This is a genomic window from Cyclobacterium xiamenense, from assembly GCF_009467825.1.
GTDB lineage: Bacteria > Bacteroidota > Bacteroidia > Cytophagales > Cyclobacteriaceae > Cyclobacterium > Cyclobacterium xiamenense.
Genome location: NZ_WIOK01000010.1, coordinates 85,380 through 100,246, shown reverse-complemented (window position 1 = coordinate 100,246; position 14,867 = coordinate 85,380). Strand labels below are relative to the sequence as shown.

13 protein-coding genes are annotated in these 14,867 nt (G+C 46.8%); 5 read left to right on the top strand and 8 right to left on the bottom strand.

What is annotated here, in order from left to right; genetic code table 11:
• The 3 genes from GCU44_RS09665 to cmk all read right to left on the bottom strand — a co-directional run bounded on the left by GCU44_RS09665 (nt 1) and on the right by cmk (nt 3,076).
• Entirely contained in the window at nt 1–1,362 is a 1,362-nt protein-coding gene (locus GCU44_RS09665) for a Na(+)-translocating NADH-quinone reductase subunit A (protein WP_092173059.1), read from the bottom strand.
• 129 nt (nt 1,363–1,491) lie between these two features.
• Nucleotides 1,492–2,394 (bottom strand): 4-hydroxy-3-methylbut-2-enyl diphosphate reductase, encoded by a 903-nt coding sequence (locus GCU44_RS09660; protein WP_154856225.1) that lies wholly within the window; start codon nt 2,392–2,394, stop codon nt 1,492–1,494.
• Nucleotides 2,395–2,398: 4 nt separating this feature from the next.
• Nucleotides 2,399–3,076, bottom strand: a complete 678-nt coding sequence (gene cmk / locus GCU44_RS09655; protein ID WP_154856224.1) for a (d)CMP kinase — start codon at nt 3,074–3,076, stop codon at nt 2,399–2,401.
• A gap of 160 nt (nt 3,077–3,236) precedes the next feature.
• Between cmk and ade the strand changes: the two genes are divergently transcribed.
• Nucleotides 3,237–4,910 (top strand): adenine deaminase, encoded by a 1,674-nt coding sequence (gene ade / locus GCU44_RS09650; RefSeq protein WP_154856223.1) that lies wholly within the window; start codon nt 3,237–3,239, stop codon nt 4,908–4,910.
• A gap of 62 nt (nt 4,911–4,972) precedes the next feature.
• Complete coding sequence (locus GCU44_RS09645; protein WP_154856222.1) at nt 4,973–6,226, top strand: sensor histidine kinase; 1,254 nt, start codon at nt 4,973–4,975, stop codon at nt 6,224–6,226.
• 30 nt (nt 6,227–6,256) lie between these two features.
• Here the strand turns inward: GCU44_RS09645 and GCU44_RS09640 are convergent, their stop codons facing one another.
• The 5 genes from GCU44_RS09640 to GCU44_RS09620 all read right to left on the bottom strand — a co-directional run bounded on the left by GCU44_RS09640 (nt 6,257) and on the right by GCU44_RS09620 (nt 11,918).
• Nucleotides 6,257–7,342 carry a DUF3810 domain-containing protein gene (locus GCU44_RS09640; RefSeq protein WP_154856221.1) on the bottom strand — a complete coding sequence of 362 codons (1,086 nt, stop codon included), beginning with the start codon at nt 7,340–7,342 and terminating at the stop codon, nt 6,257–6,259.
• An 18-nt stretch (nt 7,343–7,360) separates the two neighbouring features.
• Nucleotides 7,361–7,942, bottom strand: a complete 582-nt coding sequence (locus GCU44_RS09635; protein WP_092173044.1) for a NifU family protein — start codon at nt 7,940–7,942, stop codon at nt 7,361–7,363.
• Nucleotides 7,943–8,045: 103 nt separating this feature from the next.
• On the bottom strand, nt 8,046–9,371 hold the full coding sequence (locus GCU44_RS09630; RefSeq protein WP_154856220.1) for a dicarboxylate/amino acid:cation symporter: 1,326 nt from the start codon (nt 9,369–9,371) through the stop codon (nt 8,046–8,048).
• Nucleotides 9,372–9,392: 21 nt separating this feature from the next.
• The gene (gene aroC / locus GCU44_RS09625; protein ID WP_154856219.1) at nt 9,393–10,469 is read right to left on the bottom strand and encodes a chorismate synthase; all 1,077 of its coding nucleotides are present in this window, start codon (nt 10,467–10,469) and stop codon (nt 9,393–9,395) included.
• Nucleotides 10,470–10,472: 3 nt separating this feature from the next.
• Nucleotides 10,473–11,918 carry a BatD family protein gene (locus tag GCU44_RS09620; RefSeq protein ID WP_154856218.1) on the bottom strand — a complete coding sequence of 482 codons (1,446 nt, stop codon included), beginning with the start codon at nt 11,916–11,918 and terminating at the stop codon, nt 10,473–10,475.
• Between the two features lie 135 nt (nt 11,919–12,053).
• Between GCU44_RS09620 and GCU44_RS09615 the strand changes: the two genes are divergently transcribed.
• The 3 genes from GCU44_RS09615 (at nt 12,054) to GCU44_RS09605 (ending at nt 14,850) form a co-directional block, all read left to right on the top strand.
• Entirely contained in the window at nt 12,054–12,245 is a 192-nt protein-coding gene (locus GCU44_RS09615) for a hypothetical protein (RefSeq protein ID WP_092173032.1), read from the top strand.
• A gap of 136 nt (nt 12,246–12,381) precedes the next feature.
• Nucleotides 12,382–12,693, top strand: coding sequence for a hypothetical protein (locus tag GCU44_RS09610; protein WP_154856217.1), 312 nt, complete (start codon nt 12,382–12,384; stop codon nt 12,691–12,693).
• 276 nt (nt 12,694–12,969) lie between these two features.
• Nucleotides 12,970–14,850: an ABC-F family ATP-binding cassette domain-containing protein gene (locus tag GCU44_RS09605; RefSeq protein WP_154856216.1), complete on the top strand. Its 1,881-nt coding sequence runs from the start codon at nt 12,970–12,972 to the stop codon at nt 14,848–14,850.
• Nucleotides 14,851–14,867 lie beyond the last annotated feature (17 nt).

Here is a 14,867-nt window from a genome sequence, read left to right as displayed (position 1 = left end):
TTAACTGTATTGAATGAGTTCTATACCTTTTCTAACGATTTCCTGAACCGGGTGTTTGGAGACATCCACAAATTCACACAAAGCCAGGTCTTCTTCAATTACTTCATAGATGCCGAGTTCTTCCATTTCGTCAAAATCCTCGGCCATAATGGCCTTGAGTAAGTAAACCGGATATATATCCATGGGCGTCACACTCTCAAATACGCCGGTTTGTACAAATGCCCGCTCCTCACCCCTGGCATTGGAATCCAGCGCATATTCTTTCTTTGGAAATAGAAAGGACAATAGCCCAAGCGCCTTGTGGTAGCTTAGCTTTTCGGCCGTTGGCTTCATCCAGCCGAGAAACTCGTAATAGTCGCCCTCAGGAATGACCGTAAGCTGATGTTGGTAAAAACCGAGGTAACCGTCGCGGTTGATTTTTTCTCCGGTAAGCACATTCCCGGAAATCACCCGAACGTGATCCGATTTGGTATTGCCCTCCACATAGGCATCCACGCAACTTCCAATATATGTCTGTGCATAAGCAGGAGATTTGATTTCGGAGCCGGTTATAGCGATCAACTTGGATGCGTCGTAGATTCCGTTGGTAAACAGCTTACCGATTTGCACCACCCCGTATGGGTTGATGGTCCACACAATTTCTCCTTTGTTGATTGGCGCAATGTGGTGGATTTGAACGCCTACATTCCCGGCAGGGTGTGGGCCGGAAAACTGATGCATTTCCACACCTTGTATGGTCGCCAATTCGGAAGACTTGTTTTCACCGGACAGTCCAAGGTAAATTTTTCCGCTGGTCAACTTTTTCAAAACAGAAACACCTGTCTGGAAGTAGCTGGATTGCCCTTTGAGCAGGTAATCGTAATCTGGGGCCAATGGATGTGTGTCAAAACCCGAAATAAACACCGCCTTGGGTTCGTCTTCCGGATTGGCCACTACGCCATAGGGACGTTGAATAAGTTGTGGCCATACGCCAGTAGCTGTCAGGTGATCGATTACCTTTTCTCTGCTGGCAGCGGAAATATCCGCTTCGGTGTAGGTGTCGAATTTCTCAAAATTGATCTCACTATCCGCTAGGATTTTTATCTCCAACAACTTCCTTTTCTCTCCTCGCTTGATTTCGACAATCTCTCCGGATACAGGTGCCACATACTGCACTTTTTCCATTTTCTTATCAAATAAAATGGGAGAACCTGCCTTTACCGTATCACCTTCTTTAACAATGACCTTGGGTCGTTGCATTCCGATGAAATCTGTAGGCTTGATGGCAAAGGTTTTGACAGGTTGAAATTCACCGATCTTTTTTTCGGCTTTACCAACCAGGCGTATATCAAACCCTTTTTTAAGCTTGATTTGTTTTGACATATTTGATTTTTGAAACTATATGGTCCTGTGAAAAACGTCTCAAATTTACTAAATTACATTAGTTATACGAAGCTAATTCGGCGATTATTTATCAAATTTTGAAGGATTAGCCCCTTTGATCGCATTCTTTTAAATTCCTGCTTCTACCGAACGAGTGTCCAGAGAAAGTAGATGATCGCGTACCTGCTCCATCAACCACATGGGGGTAGAGGTAGCTCCACAAATCCCTATCTTGTCATCCGCACGTATCCAATCCGATACGATCTCCTCTTCATTTTCTACAAAATAACTCCGTGGGTTTACGCCTTTGCACACTTGATACAGGGCTTTCCCATTCGAACTCTTTTTCCCGGAAACAAAGATTATCACGTCGTTTTCTTCAGAAAATTTCTGCAATTGAGGCTCCCGGTTGGAGACCTGTCTGCATATGGAGTCGTTTGCATTAAAATCTACCTCGTCCATATTTCCCTTTGCTTCCTCAATGCGCTTCTGAATTTTTTCCTTCAGGGCATAAAAACCACGGGTGCTCTTCGTCGTCTGACTAAACAAGGTAACCGGCTTGGAGAAATCAATTTGATTCAGGTCTTCGTCATCCATAACCACGATGGCTTTTTCCAGGGTTTGTCCCGTTAGTCCAATTACCTCGGCATGCCCCTTTTTGCCATAAATGACAATTTGCCCCTGCTGTTTCTCCATCTTATCAAAAGCTGTCTTTACCCGATGCTGTAGTTTGAGCACTACCGGGCAAGAAGCATCGATGAGTTCGATGTTATTTTCTATGGCCATCCGGTAGGTTTCCGGTGGTTCTCCGTGCGCCCGAATCAGTACCTTGCAATCGTGCAGGCAACGTAAATCCTCGCGATCGATCACCACAAGCCCCTTATTGCTCAAGCGCTTCACCTCCATGTCATTGTGAACAATATCACCCAAACAATACAATTTTTGGTCTTCAACCATCTCGTCCTCGGCCATTTTAATGGCATATTCCACGCCAAAACAATACCCTGAGTTTTTATCTATTGTTACGTCCATAACCTTAATTCATTCGCTCCTTTGCCAATTGTAGAATTCTGGACACCTGCTCGTCAAACTGCAGGTAACTGGTATCCAACTCCACAGCGTCTGCTGCCTTTTTTAGCGGACTGAGCTTCCTACCGCTATCCAACGCATCCCTGGATTCCAGGTTATCTTTCACTTTTTCCAAACTAATTTGTTGGCCTTTGTCCGCCAACTCCCGCTGCCGACGCAGTGCCCGGATTTCTGTGTTGGCTTTCATAAATACCTTCAACTCCGCATGTGGAAATACCACCGTACCAATATCCCTGCCATCCATGACGATCCCTTTTTCTTTTCCCAGTTCCCGCTGCTTTTTCACAAGTGCTGACCGAACTTCAGGTAGTTTGCTGATTTCACTTACCCGCGCCGATACCTCCATTCCCCGAATCTCTTCCTCTACATTAACTCCATTTAAGTAAACTTGTTGGGAACCGTCGGATGGATCCATGCGAAAGGAAATCTTCATGGTATTCAGACCAACGACCACCTCCTCGGCAATTGCGGTATTGATGCCATTTTTTAAAAAATACAGCGTTACGGCGCGATACATGGAACCCGAATCCAAGTAGGTGTAGCCCAATTTTTTGGCTACTGCCTTTGCTGTGGTACTCTTTCCGCAACCGGAATAACCATCAATGGCAATGATAATTTTTTTCATTAACGAAAAATGAATGGTACCTGCTTTCCTTTTCAAGCGCAAATATAGTATATTTATGACTATTCTGGGTAACGGGCCTTATTTGTATTGGTTTTTTATTACAATAAGGTAACCCAACCAACATTACTTGACTTAAGTATTCGTAACTTTTATACGGGGAATGGAAGCAGCTTTTAGTGTCAGGGGACAGTTTGTTGATATTGAAAAAAGAAAAATTTTTCCAGCAAAAATTGAGGTCAAACAGGGAAATATCCAATCCGTAGAGCCGATTCCTACTGCGCCTATGCGGTACTTGCTCCCGGGTTTTGTAGACGCACACGTGCATATCGAGTCTTCCCTGTTGATTCCTTCCAGTTTTGCCCGGCTTGCAGTCGTGCATGGAACCGTAGCTACCGTATCCGACCCGCATGAAATTGCGAATGTATGTGGGTTAACAGGAATCGATTTTATGATAGCCAATGGGAAAGCGTCGGGTTTTAAATTTTTCTTCGGAGCCCCCTCCTGCGTACCTGCCACGTCCTTTGAAACGGCCGGTGCCAGGATTACAGAGGACGAGATCGCCCGGCTGTTTTCCGATGGCAGCGTCCACTACCTGGCAGAAATGATGAATTGGCCCGGCGTACTGGCAAACGACCCGGAGGTCATCAGGAAAATCGAACTTGCAAAAAAGTACGGCATGCCCGTGGACGGGCATGCACCGGGGCTTCGTGGAACGGATGCAGCTCGGTACGCTGCAGCAGGGATAACTACCGACCACGAATGCGTCAATATGGAAGAAGGGCGAGAACGCATCCGTAACGGAATGAAGGTAGCCATACGCGAAGGCAGCGCTGCAAGAAATTTTGATGCACTCATAGACCTTTTAGACGAGGCACCCGATCAGATCCTTTTTTGCTCCGATGACAAACACCCCGACAGCTTGCTGGATGGGCATATCAATCAACTGGCTGCCCGGGCAATTTCCCGCGGGAAAAACCTTTTTGATGTGCTCCGCGCAGCTTGCCTCAATCCGGTAACCCACTATGGTTTGCCGGTGGGTCTGCTCCGCACAGGTGACCCTGCAGACTTTATCCTGGTAGAAGATCTCCGTGAATTCCGGGTTCTCGAAACCTATATCGATGGAAAATTGGTGGCAAAAGCAGGGCAATCGATGCTGGCACACCGGGGTTGCATACCTGTCAATAACTTTGCTGCGGAGAGATTGACCCAGGATGCTTTTGCTTTGACTCATGAAGGAGGACCCGGACGAGTCATTCAGGCGTTGGACCGACAATTGATCACCCGTGAACGGCTGCTGTCCCTGCCATCCAGAGAGGGAAAAGTAATCTCCAGTACGGAAGTTGACTGCTTAAAACTCGCCGTTATCAACCGGTATGAACGAAACGCGCCCCCCCAGGTCGCACTGATCAACGGGTTTGGATTCCTTCGAGGGGCCATTGCTTCCTCCGTCGCACACGACTCCCACAACATCCTGGTGGTCGGCGTGACGGATGAGGACATGGCCAGAGCAGTCAATCTCGTGATTGCCAACCAGGGTGGCCTATCGGCGGTGGATGGCAAACAGGAGCGGGTACTACCGCTGCAGGTAGCCGGACTCATGAGTTCCGACGATGCATTTGACGTGGCCCAACGCTACACCGAACTGGATAAAATGGCGAAAGGCATGGGTTCACCGCTCCAATCACCCTTCATGACGTTGAGCTTTATGGCATTGCTGGTAATTCCCTCTCTCAAATTGAGTGACAAAGGCCTTTTTAATGGAGATACCTTTCAATTTACCCGGGTGTTTGGTACGAATCTGACCGATAAACCTAAAAAAAACGAAGTATCGTGAGTTTTTGGAACAAAATAAAGATCCGGGCTATCCATTTTTTTATCTGGGAAAATAGCCAAGTCATGGAAAAAAAGATCTTCAACTCCACGCTGGTCATCGCCTTCAGTTTCATGGTTGCGATGCTGATCTACAACGCCATTTTCGGTACCCTGGTATTGATTGGATTAGTCCTTTTTGTGATCGTAGGTCTCGGTATTTGCTACTATTTACTTCGGAAGCGAAATCAGTTCAAACAAGCCTATTACCTATTCGGAGCCTTTACCTACCCCGTTTTAGCCATCAATTTTTTCAATAACGATGGTATCGATGGGCCTACCTTCTACATATTTTTGCTTTTTCACCTTATCATTTTAAGTATTTCCCCGATACGCGGATACCTTAGCTGGAGTTTGATCAATGGCGCCTCCTTTTTGCTCTTGTACTACATCGGCGTCTTTCACGAAGACCTAATCCCCCAAATTTATCCAAACAAAGGGGTAGTATTTCTGGACCATGCCATTACCTACCTGGCCTGCCTGACCGGTATTGGATTCATGGTAGCCACGTTAAAGGAGTTTTACAGGTCCGAGAAAAACAAGGTAAAGGAAAAAACCAACGAGCTAACGCGAATGAACCGAAGCCTGGCAAAGACCAGTTCCCAGAAAGATAAAATCATTACCATCATTTCCCACGATCTAAAAAATCCACTCCAATCCATCATGCAAACCCTGGAGCTCATTAATAAGGGGGACTTACCCCCGGAAGAAATGAAATTTATACACGAGGAGTTGCTAAAAATCACAACGAGAACCTACAATATGATGGAAAACATCCTGGATTGGTCCTCCTTCGAGCTGAAAAACAAATCCACCCGGGTGAAAGAAATTCGTTTGCAGGAACTTTTTGAAGACACCCTTGAAATCCTAAAGGTGATTGCCAAGCAAAAATCCATTTCCCTGCTTATCCAATTCAAGAAAAACCCCCTGGTGCGGATCGAAACGGATCGCTTGCTATTGATTCTTCGAAACCTGGTTCAGAATGCCATAAAATTTACCCCCACGGGAGGACAAGTTTCACTGGAAATTGACAGCCGTAACGAATGGGTGAGCATTTCCATTCGGGACAATGGCATCGGTATATCTCAGGACCGGCTTACCAAGATTTTTGAGCAGGACATCAAATCCACCTATGGAACCGAGAATGAAAAAGGAACGGGTATGGGATTACATTTGTGCTTCCAAAATGCCGAAAAACTGGGAGGAAACATCGATGTAGTAAGTGAAGAAGGTTCTGGTTCAAGTTTTACCTTAACCTTTCCCGATGGCCTAAGCATATAAATCATTACCGCTACTTCCCAGGATTTTTGGCTAAGGGGGATCTTGTTTCCCGCTATTGATTCGCCAAGCCCTGGCCAACATTGGCAGTTGGGCATAGCTTTTGACACCCGCTTTTATTCCCTGTGACTTTAGGTACAAGTCGTTGGATCTTCGACTTAGCTCCCGAAAATAGGGGAGGATTTCCAGGTTATGCTGTTGAATTTCCCGGATATCCATTCGAATGTCGGTTGCCATTGCGGCAATAAACTGCTCGTAGGCGTCCCGATCCATCCGGAACAAATCATTCAACTGATAGCGAAATAGTTTCAGCTCGCCGGCATACCGTGAGAATACATCCGAACTTTGGGAACAAACCAGCCAGGCAACAAAATTGGCCTCACCCTCGTCGGTGACCCCAAAACCATGGGCCAGTTCGTGGGCGAGCGTAAATACTTTTTCGATGGGGTGAAGCGAGGGATCCAGGTACCCCTCCCCTGTAAAGGGGAAGTAGATGCCAAAAATTCCCATCCTACGCATAAAACCGGCGGGATACAAGGGCTTGACAGTGGGATGACCCGGCATGGGGTAGTTCAACGCCGTAAGAACCGACTTCATTTCCATTTTCAGCCGATTTTCCCAGGTTCGGAAATTTTCGGAATACGCCAGCGGCATACTGTCCGCTGCAATTTCCGACCGAAGACTACGCAAACCGGATTCGGTCAATTTCATTTCTTCCAGCGTCAAGACAAGGCTCAACGGCTCTGGAGTCAACGACAGCTGGCTATAGAGAGGAATGCGGTAATAGTTAAATCCCCAAAGAAAAAAAAACGAGAATACAATCCATCCAAAGACATTGACGATACCCCGGAAAACCAGCAAAATGCTGCCTGGGATGCACTTTTTTTTGATCAATGCCTGCCGAACAACAAAAAAAAGTAGTCCGACAAGCCCTAACAAAAATACATACACCGTCGGAAACGGAAGCTGTAGCAGCGTACGATCCAGGAAGCCGCGAATAATAGGAAAAAGGCCGCTGGCATACCAAGTTTCGGCAAGCGCGGGTGAACTGCCCAATAGCCACCGAATCAGGATTGCCAACAGCCCCGCCATTCCCCCAATCCATTTTTTTAGGACCATGTACCGAAATAAGGCGATTTAAATTCCCTCTGCCTCCACTGATTTGACTTCGGGAAGCATGCCTTTCAATAGGTTTTCTATGCCTGCTTTCAAGGTAACCGTACTGGACGGACAGCCAGAACAAGCTCCCTGTAGCAGGACTTTCACGACCCCTTCCTGAAAACTGTGAAACACAATCGCTCCTCCATCCTGCTCCACTGCGGGACGGATGTATTCGTCCAATATGCCTTTGATTTTTTTAACGGTTTCGCTATCGTTTTCATCAAAGAGGGGATCGGCTTCAAACTGCGTGTTAACAGCCGGCTTACCGGTTTCCAGGTAGCTCTTGATTTGATCTCGGATATGGTCTTGAATGCTCTCCCAGGTAACGTCAGTTTTTTTGGTTACGGTCACGAAGTTTGCCGCAATAAATACCCGCTCCACCGCAGCGAAATTGAACAATGCCTTGGCCAGCGGGGAGTTTTCTGCGTGCTGCTCATCCGGGAAATCAAAACTTACGCCATCGTCCGCGAGCATGAAGTTAACCACAAATTTTAAAGAATTGGGGTTTGGGTTTGCCTCCAGGTACAGGTGAACGGGCTTTTTTTGTGCTTCTAGCATTGCAAATAATGGTTTATCTTTTAAAATCCTCAATTCGTTTCTGTAAAACGCCGGGAAGGTTCCGATGGTTCGAAATAAGGAAAATTCCTTTTTCCCAGTCGTTCTAGGAAACGGTAAGCGGGTTTGATTTTCGAATCAACCCATCCGGCAGTTCACCCTCTGTGGATGCCACCACGGTACAAACCATGGCATCACCCGTCACGTTTACAATCGTTCGAAACATATCAAGTATTCGGTCAGGTGCTAAAATCAGGGCAATCCCAGCCGCCGGAACGCCAATTGACTCCAATACGATGATCAGCATGATAATCCCTGCGCCCGGTACACCTGCTGTTCCGATGGATGCGAGGGTTGCGGTCATTACGATCAGCAATTGCTGGGTGAAACTCAGGTCCATCCCGAGTGCCTGCGCAATAAAAACGGCAGCAACACCCTGATACAGACTCGTACCATCCATATTGATGGTGGCTCCGAGGGGCAGGACAAAACTGCTTACTTCCTCGGAAACACCGATTTCTTCTTCCACTTGTTTCATGGTAACCGGAAGAGTGGCCGAACTGGAACTCGTCGTAAATGCCAACAGCTGAGCGGGCCGGATAGCCTTAAAAAAATCCAGGTAGGTCACCTTGGTAAACGATTTTAGGATCAACGGGTACACGACCAAAATCATGAAAAACAGGCCTCCCAATACTACCAGGCTATACTTCAGCAAGGCCAACAGCAACTCCAGCGCGGAGTCGGGATTATCCCCGGTAATTTCCACGATCAGGGAAGCCATCAGCGCAAACACACCATAGGGAGCAAGGATCATGATAAATCCCACGATTTGGATGATTACGTCATTCAATCCATCAAAAAAAGCGATTACCGGTTCTGCCTTGCTCTTAGGAATCTTGATGAGCGCAATTCCGACAATTATGGCAAAAAACACCACCTGCAACATGCTGGCATTGTCGGTAGCTGCTTGAAAGACATTTTCCGGGACCATATCTACCAGGGGCTGAAGGGGGCTTTGTTGCTTTAGCTCTTCTGCCTGTAAGGATCTACTTCCAACAGCATCGGTATACAGACTCATCAGGTTGTCCCTTGTTTCGATGGGAAGGCTTTTCCCCGGATTAAAGATGTTTACGATTAACAAGCCAATGGATACCGAAAGTGCCGTGGTAAAAATATAGGTCAGAATGGTCTTCCCGCCAATCCTGCTGAGTTTGGTAATATCCCCTAGATTGGAAACCCCCACGATTAAGGAAGCAAGCACCAGAGGAACTGCGATCATCTTTAGCCCATTGATAAAGATCGTACCGACGGGCTTGATGTAATTCATGGTGAAATCAGGAGCGATTCCTAATTTTACAATTCCCAAACCGACGATAAGTCCCAAGACCAAGCCTGCAATGATCTGGGTGTGAAGCGGTATTTTTTTTTTCATGTATGGTTAGTGGTTGGATGGTTAAATTTTACTTGAGCGATTTAATAGCAGGTAGTCGGCTAGAACCAGTGCACACATCGCTTCCACAATCGGTACGGCTCGCGGCACCACACACGGGTCGTGGCGACCTTTTCCGGATACGATTGCCGAATCTCCCTGGGTATCGACGCTTTCCTGATCCTGCATGATGGTGGCTACGGGCTTGAAAGCCACGCGAAAATAAATGTCTTCGCCGTTGGATATTCCTCCCTGTATTCCTCCGGAATGATTGGTCCGTGTTTTTATCGTATCTCCGTCCCGGTAAAAAGCGTCGTTGTGCTCGGAGCCCTTCATCCGAACCCCTTCAAACCCACTCCCGTATTCAAAACCTTTGACCGCATTGATACTGAGCATGGCGTGGCCCAGGGCAGCATGCAACCGGTCAAAAACCGGCTCTCCAAGACCCGTCGGCACTCCCTGGGCCACACAACTGACCACACCACCGATGGTATCCCGGTTTTTCCGGGTGTCATCTATCAAGGCAATCATCTGCTCGGCAGCATCGGCATCCGGACAACGAACGATATTCGTTTCCGTTTGGCTGAAATCCAGGTCTTGGTACGGCTTTTCGAGCTGAACATGTCCTGCCTGACTCACGTAGGCATGGATGCTGACCCCGTATTGGCCCAGCAATAATTTTGCAATGGCCCCCGCGGCTACCCTTGCCGCCGTTTCACGGGCACTACTTCTACCACCGCCCCGGTAATCCCGTACACCGAATTTCTCATGGTACGTGAAATCCGCATGCGACGGCCTGAATTTGTCCGCAATATGGGAGTAGTCTTTGCTCTTCTGATCGGTATTGTAGATGACGATGGCAATCGGAGTACCGGTACTTTTCCCTTCAAAAACTCCCGAGAGAATTTCGAAAGCATCTTCTTCCTTTCGCTGCGTGGTGATTTTGGATTGACCGGGCTTTCTTCGCTGAAGCTCATTGCCAATAAACCCTTCGTCGATGGCCACTCCGGCTGGACAGCCGTCGATGACCACTCCCAGCCCTTTTCCGTGAGACTCACCAAACGTGGTGATTGTAAAAACATTACCAAACGAGTTACGCATGAATTATTTCTTCTTAAGCATTAAAAACCCAAGGAAACCAACTGCCAAAATCAGCAGTCCGTTTATGAGTGCGGAAAAATAATATTTATATCCCTGGTTTAAAAGTTTATTGTCTTCTACTTCAATCAAGTCGTACAAACCACCCAACCGGGAGGAGGAGATGGCCTGGTTGATTTTGCTTTCGCCAGTTACGCGTACCAGCGCCTGAGGCCTAAGCGTATCGTAGGCAGCCCGTTCGGGATCAAAATAAATCCACTCAAAATGATCGCTCAGCTCCAGGTCTTGCTGCTCGTTGATTGTCATAAAATAGCTAAACTCCTTCATTCCCGTAACCTTGCCCCTACCCCTGTTAATCTGTACCTGTTCGTTGGGATCAAAGGTATTGAGCTTTTGACTTCGTTTGATCCTCGGTGGACGAATGGAACTGATATTACCCTCACCCGTGATCGTAAAGTCGTAGGTAAAGCCTTCCCCGGTACGGGCCTCTTTTTCCTCAAAGCTCTCCCTCAGGCGATAGATGCCTACACTTACCTCGTTTTTCAATGGGTGCGCGGGCAACGGCATTACCCGAATGGACCTGGGTTGCGAATAAAAGGTCTTGAAATCCTGAAGTCGGTTACTCCCAAAAAAACTTGGGTTTTTAGCAATTCGGTATTTGATCATCTCCCAGCCTACCGACGGAAAATCGACAGAACCTTCGTTAAACGGGAAAAAACTTGCTTCGTATACCTTGTATTTCGTCCATCTCTTTCCGCCAAATTCTACCCTTTCCGGCTGAATGCTGGTGATGTTGAAGTTTTCTTCCCAGGCGTTTCCCGGTTTGATTTCGTTGATGATACGCTCCAGTTGTTTGCCCGGCTCGTGGAAATTAAACGGCGCCTGGTTACTCTCGGACATGTAAAAGGCCAAACTTACATTGAATCCTTCCCCAACATACACCTCTTCCTTGTCTACGGACAGGGAAAAAAATGCGTCGTCCTCAACCTCAACGTATTCGGGTTCGTTCGAATTTCCCCTTCCAAATAGGTCATCAAAAGGATCGAGCGCACGGTTATTTCTACTGCTGGCCCGGGCATCCACCACTGTGATCGACTTACCGGGAGAGGAAATGCTCTCCCCGTTGACCGACAATGTGAACGCCGGCAAGGTAAACTGTCCCTTCCTCAATGGCTTGTAGTACTGAATGACGCTATTGGTACTACTCATTTGGCCATTGACGATATTCATTGATGAGCTTTGCGACACGCCCTGCTTTTGAAAGCCAGTAATTTCTGGCAATTGATCGTAGGAGCGTATCTTTTCGCCAGAAACGGTCACCTTGATGGTAAACGTTTCATTTAAGGCCACTTCGCTTTCACCCAATTCGATTTTGATATCCTGAGCCCAGGCCTGTAAAGAAAAAAGGATTAAAAGAAATACGAAAAGAAACCGGAAATTCGTTGAAGACATAGAAGACGCTTGTGGTACCTTACTTTATAACTACAAATAAACAAGGATATTTTATACGTAACAAATCAAATTTTAATCCGTATAAACTATTTAAATCAATCTTTTTAACAAACCTAACTTAAACTAACATGAGCCATGATGGAATATGTTAAAACCATTTTATTAAAGGTAAGTTTTGACAAAAAACTCTTCGAGAAAGAGTTACGAAAGGGACTGAATCTTCTGGTTCCCGCAGAGCTGGAAGAATTCAGGAAATGGTGTTACCGAACATTTTCCAAGATATACGAGCCGATTTTGAACAAATATTTTATCAAATTGGCCGGTTAGTCCTAGCTTAAATCGCCCCACCTGCACTGGGGCTTTTTTTATAGACAATGCGGGCATTTTATTTTTTTCTCAATCCATTTTTCTTCCAGTTTGTACCAAATTTTGCCTACTTTTAAATTCGTAACCAGGAATCGCCATGGAAAAGAAACGTTCAGGATTTGACGAAATTGAAAAAATGCTTCAGGAAATCGGAAGCAAAATCGATTTGCTCATAGAAAAGGGAACCAAGGCTACCGGTGAGGTCAGCGAGGAAATCGAGAAAAAAATCACCGAATTGCACCGCAAAAAAGAAAAACTCGAAAAGGAGCTACACGAAAAAAAATCCACGTTTGAAGAAAAATACCGTGGGAAGAAAGGAAATGCCCAGCCTTTTCTGGACGAATCTCTCAACCATTTCAAACAAAGCGTCCGGTCACTGATCAATGCCATCAACGAGTTTTTAAAGTAACTACCATTCAGCCAGAGTAATCGCAGCAGGGATTGGCAGAAATACCGCCTCTCCACCCCCGGGCTCTTGACTTCGCGTATCTGCGGCTGCTGTTTTTCCGCTCCCGTTTTTCCGAGATTCCCCAATCAGCGTTCGGGTCGCGTACATCCGCTTTCGGCGGTGAGTGGCAGTCCTACCACCGACTACTGTTTCCCACCGCCCAAATTTCCGAACGCCATTTACCCTTGCTCCTGGCCAAAGATTGAATTATCGAAAATACGGTTGTAATATTACGTCATGAATTACCTTTCCGTAGAAAATTTAAGTAAATCTTTTGGAGAACGGGTGTTGTTTTCCAAGATTTCTTTTGGCCTTGAGCGGGGCCAAAAAACCGCCCTTGTAGGAATAAACGGAGCGGGAAAGTCCACGCTGATGAAAATCATTATGGGGGAGGAGATCCCTGACGAAGGTCAGGTGGTCATAAATCAGGAGGCAAAAATTGCCTATGTTCACCAAAACCCGGTTTTTACGGGCGATAAGACCATCTATCAGACCGTATTTGACGACCCCGATAACGAGATCATTCAGGTAATTCAGGAATACCAGCAGGTGCTATTGCGAGCGGAACACGATACGGAGGGCCGGCTGCAATCGGTACTTGAAAAAATGGACCGGCTGCAAGCCTGGGACTTTGAATACCAAATCAACGAAGTGCTCGGCAAACTCGGTCTTCACGATACGGATATTCCCGTTTCTGCCCTGAGCGGCGGACAACGAAAACGGGTTGCCCAGGCCAAAGCTATCTTAAATTTCCCAGACCTGCTGCTGTTGGATGAGCCAACCAACCACCTGGACCTGGAAACCATCGAATGGCTGGAAGAATACCTGTCCAAGTCCAGTCTTTCCTTGCTTATGGTTACACACGACCGGTATTTTCTAGACCGGGTCACCAACCAGCTACTGGAACTGGAACACGGGAACCTGTACCGATATGGCGGAAACTATGCCTATTTTCTTGAAAAAAAGGCCGAACGAAAAGCCAATCAGGCTACCGAACAGGAAAAGGCCAAAAGCCTCTACAAAAAAGAATTGGACTGGATCCGGCGGCAACCCAAGGCCAGAGGTACCAAAGCCAAATACCGCATCGACGCCTTTGAAGAAACCAAGGAAAAAGCATTTCGTACGGACGAAGAGCGGGACATCAGTCTGGAAGTAACCGCTACCCGACTGGGCAAAAAAATCGTCGAGTTGGAAAAGGTACATAAAGCCTACGGAAACGTAACCCTGGTTGATGATTTCAGCTACGTGTTCAAAAAGGGCGATAAAATTGGTATCGTTGGGCCAAATGGCGTAGGAAAAACCACCTTTCTAAACATGCTAACCGGTGGTGCTACACCGGATAACGGTACGGTGACCATCGGCCAAACGACGGTTTTTGGGTACTACAAACAAGAAGAAAACAGCTTTGACGAAGAAAAACGACTCATCGATTGCGTCAAAGAGGTGGCCGAAGTCGTGACCGTCGCCGGAGGAAGTACCATTACGATCAGCCAGTTTCTGAACCAATTTGGTTTTCCTCCCAAGCAGCAGCATACGCCCATTGCCAAACTAAGCGGTGGGGAGCGGAGGAGACTTCAGCTGTTAATGGTGTTGGTGAAAAGCCCAAATTTCCTGATTCTCGATGAACCCACCAACGACCTGGACATCGTCACCCTTAATACACTGGAGGAGTTTTTGGAGAACTTTCCAGGCTGTCTGGTGATCGTTTCACACGACCGGTATTTTATGGACCGACTGGTCGATCACTTATTTGTCTTCGAAGGGCAAGGCCAAATCAGCGATTTCCCGGGCAACTACTCCGATTACCGCGAGACCCAAAAGCAATCCAAAACATCCGCCCCAAAAAAAGGAACGGAAAAATCCACCAAATCCCAGGAACAGCCAGCCAACTCTTCCCAGAAAGCCAGTTACAAAGAAAAAAAAGAATTCGAATCGATCGAAACTGAATTAAAGCAGCTTGCGGACCAAAAGAAAGCTTTGATGGAAAAGATCAGCGGGGGCACCGAAGACCATGAGCTATTGATCCAATGGTCTCAGGAAATCGAAGCAATCAACTCCAAAAACGAAGCTTTGGAAATGCGCTGGCTGGAACTCAGTGAACGGGAAGGAATCAACTAATCCGTATCCTGCGAGAA

Coding starts and splice junctions, on each gene's coding strand:
- cmk (WP_154856224.1), bottom strand. CDS start 3,076: ATGAAAAAAATTATCATTGCCATTGATGGTTATTCCGGTTGCGGAAAG.
- GCU44_RS09640 (WP_154856221.1), bottom strand. CDS start 7,342: ATGGTCCTAAAAAAATGGATTGGGGGAATGGCGGGGCTGTTGGCAATC.
- GCU44_RS09615 (WP_092173032.1), top strand. CDS start 12,054: ATGATGGAATATGTTAAAACCATTTTATTAAAGGTAAGTTTTGACAAA.
- GCU44_RS09635 (WP_092173044.1), bottom strand. CDS start 7,942: ATGCTAGAAGCACAAAAAAAGCCCGTTCACCTGTACCTGGAGGCAAAC.
- GCU44_RS09660 (WP_154856225.1), bottom strand. CDS start 2,394: ATGGACGTAACAATAGATAAAAACTCAGGGTATTGTTTTGGCGTGGAA.
- GCU44_RS09605 (WP_154856216.1), top strand. CDS start 12,970: ATGAATTACCTTTCCGTAGAAAATTTAAGTAAATCTTTTGGAGAACGG.
- GCU44_RS09620 (WP_154856218.1), bottom strand. CDS start 11,918: ATGTCTTCAACGAATTTCCGGTTTCTTTTCGTATTTCTTTTAATCCTT.
- GCU44_RS09610 (WP_154856217.1), top strand. CDS start 12,382: ATGGAAAAGAAACGTTCAGGATTTGACGAAATTGAAAAAATGCTTCAG.
- GCU44_RS09665 (WP_092173059.1), bottom strand. CDS start 1,362: ATGTCAAAACAAATCAAGCTTAAAAAAGGGTTTGATATACGCCTGGTT.
- GCU44_RS09630 (WP_154856220.1), bottom strand. CDS start 9,371: ATGAAAAAAAAAATACCGCTTCACACCCAGATCATTGCAGGCTTGGTC.
- ade (WP_154856223.1), top strand. CDS start 3,237: ATGGAAGCAGCTTTTAGTGTCAGGGGACAGTTTGTTGATATTGAAAAA.
- aroC (WP_154856219.1), bottom strand. CDS start 10,469: ATGCGTAACTCGTTTGGTAATGTTTTTACAATCACCACGTTTGGTGAG.
- GCU44_RS09645 (WP_154856222.1), top strand. CDS start 4,973: ATGGAAAAAAAGATCTTCAACTCCACGCTGGTCATCGCCTTCAGTTTC.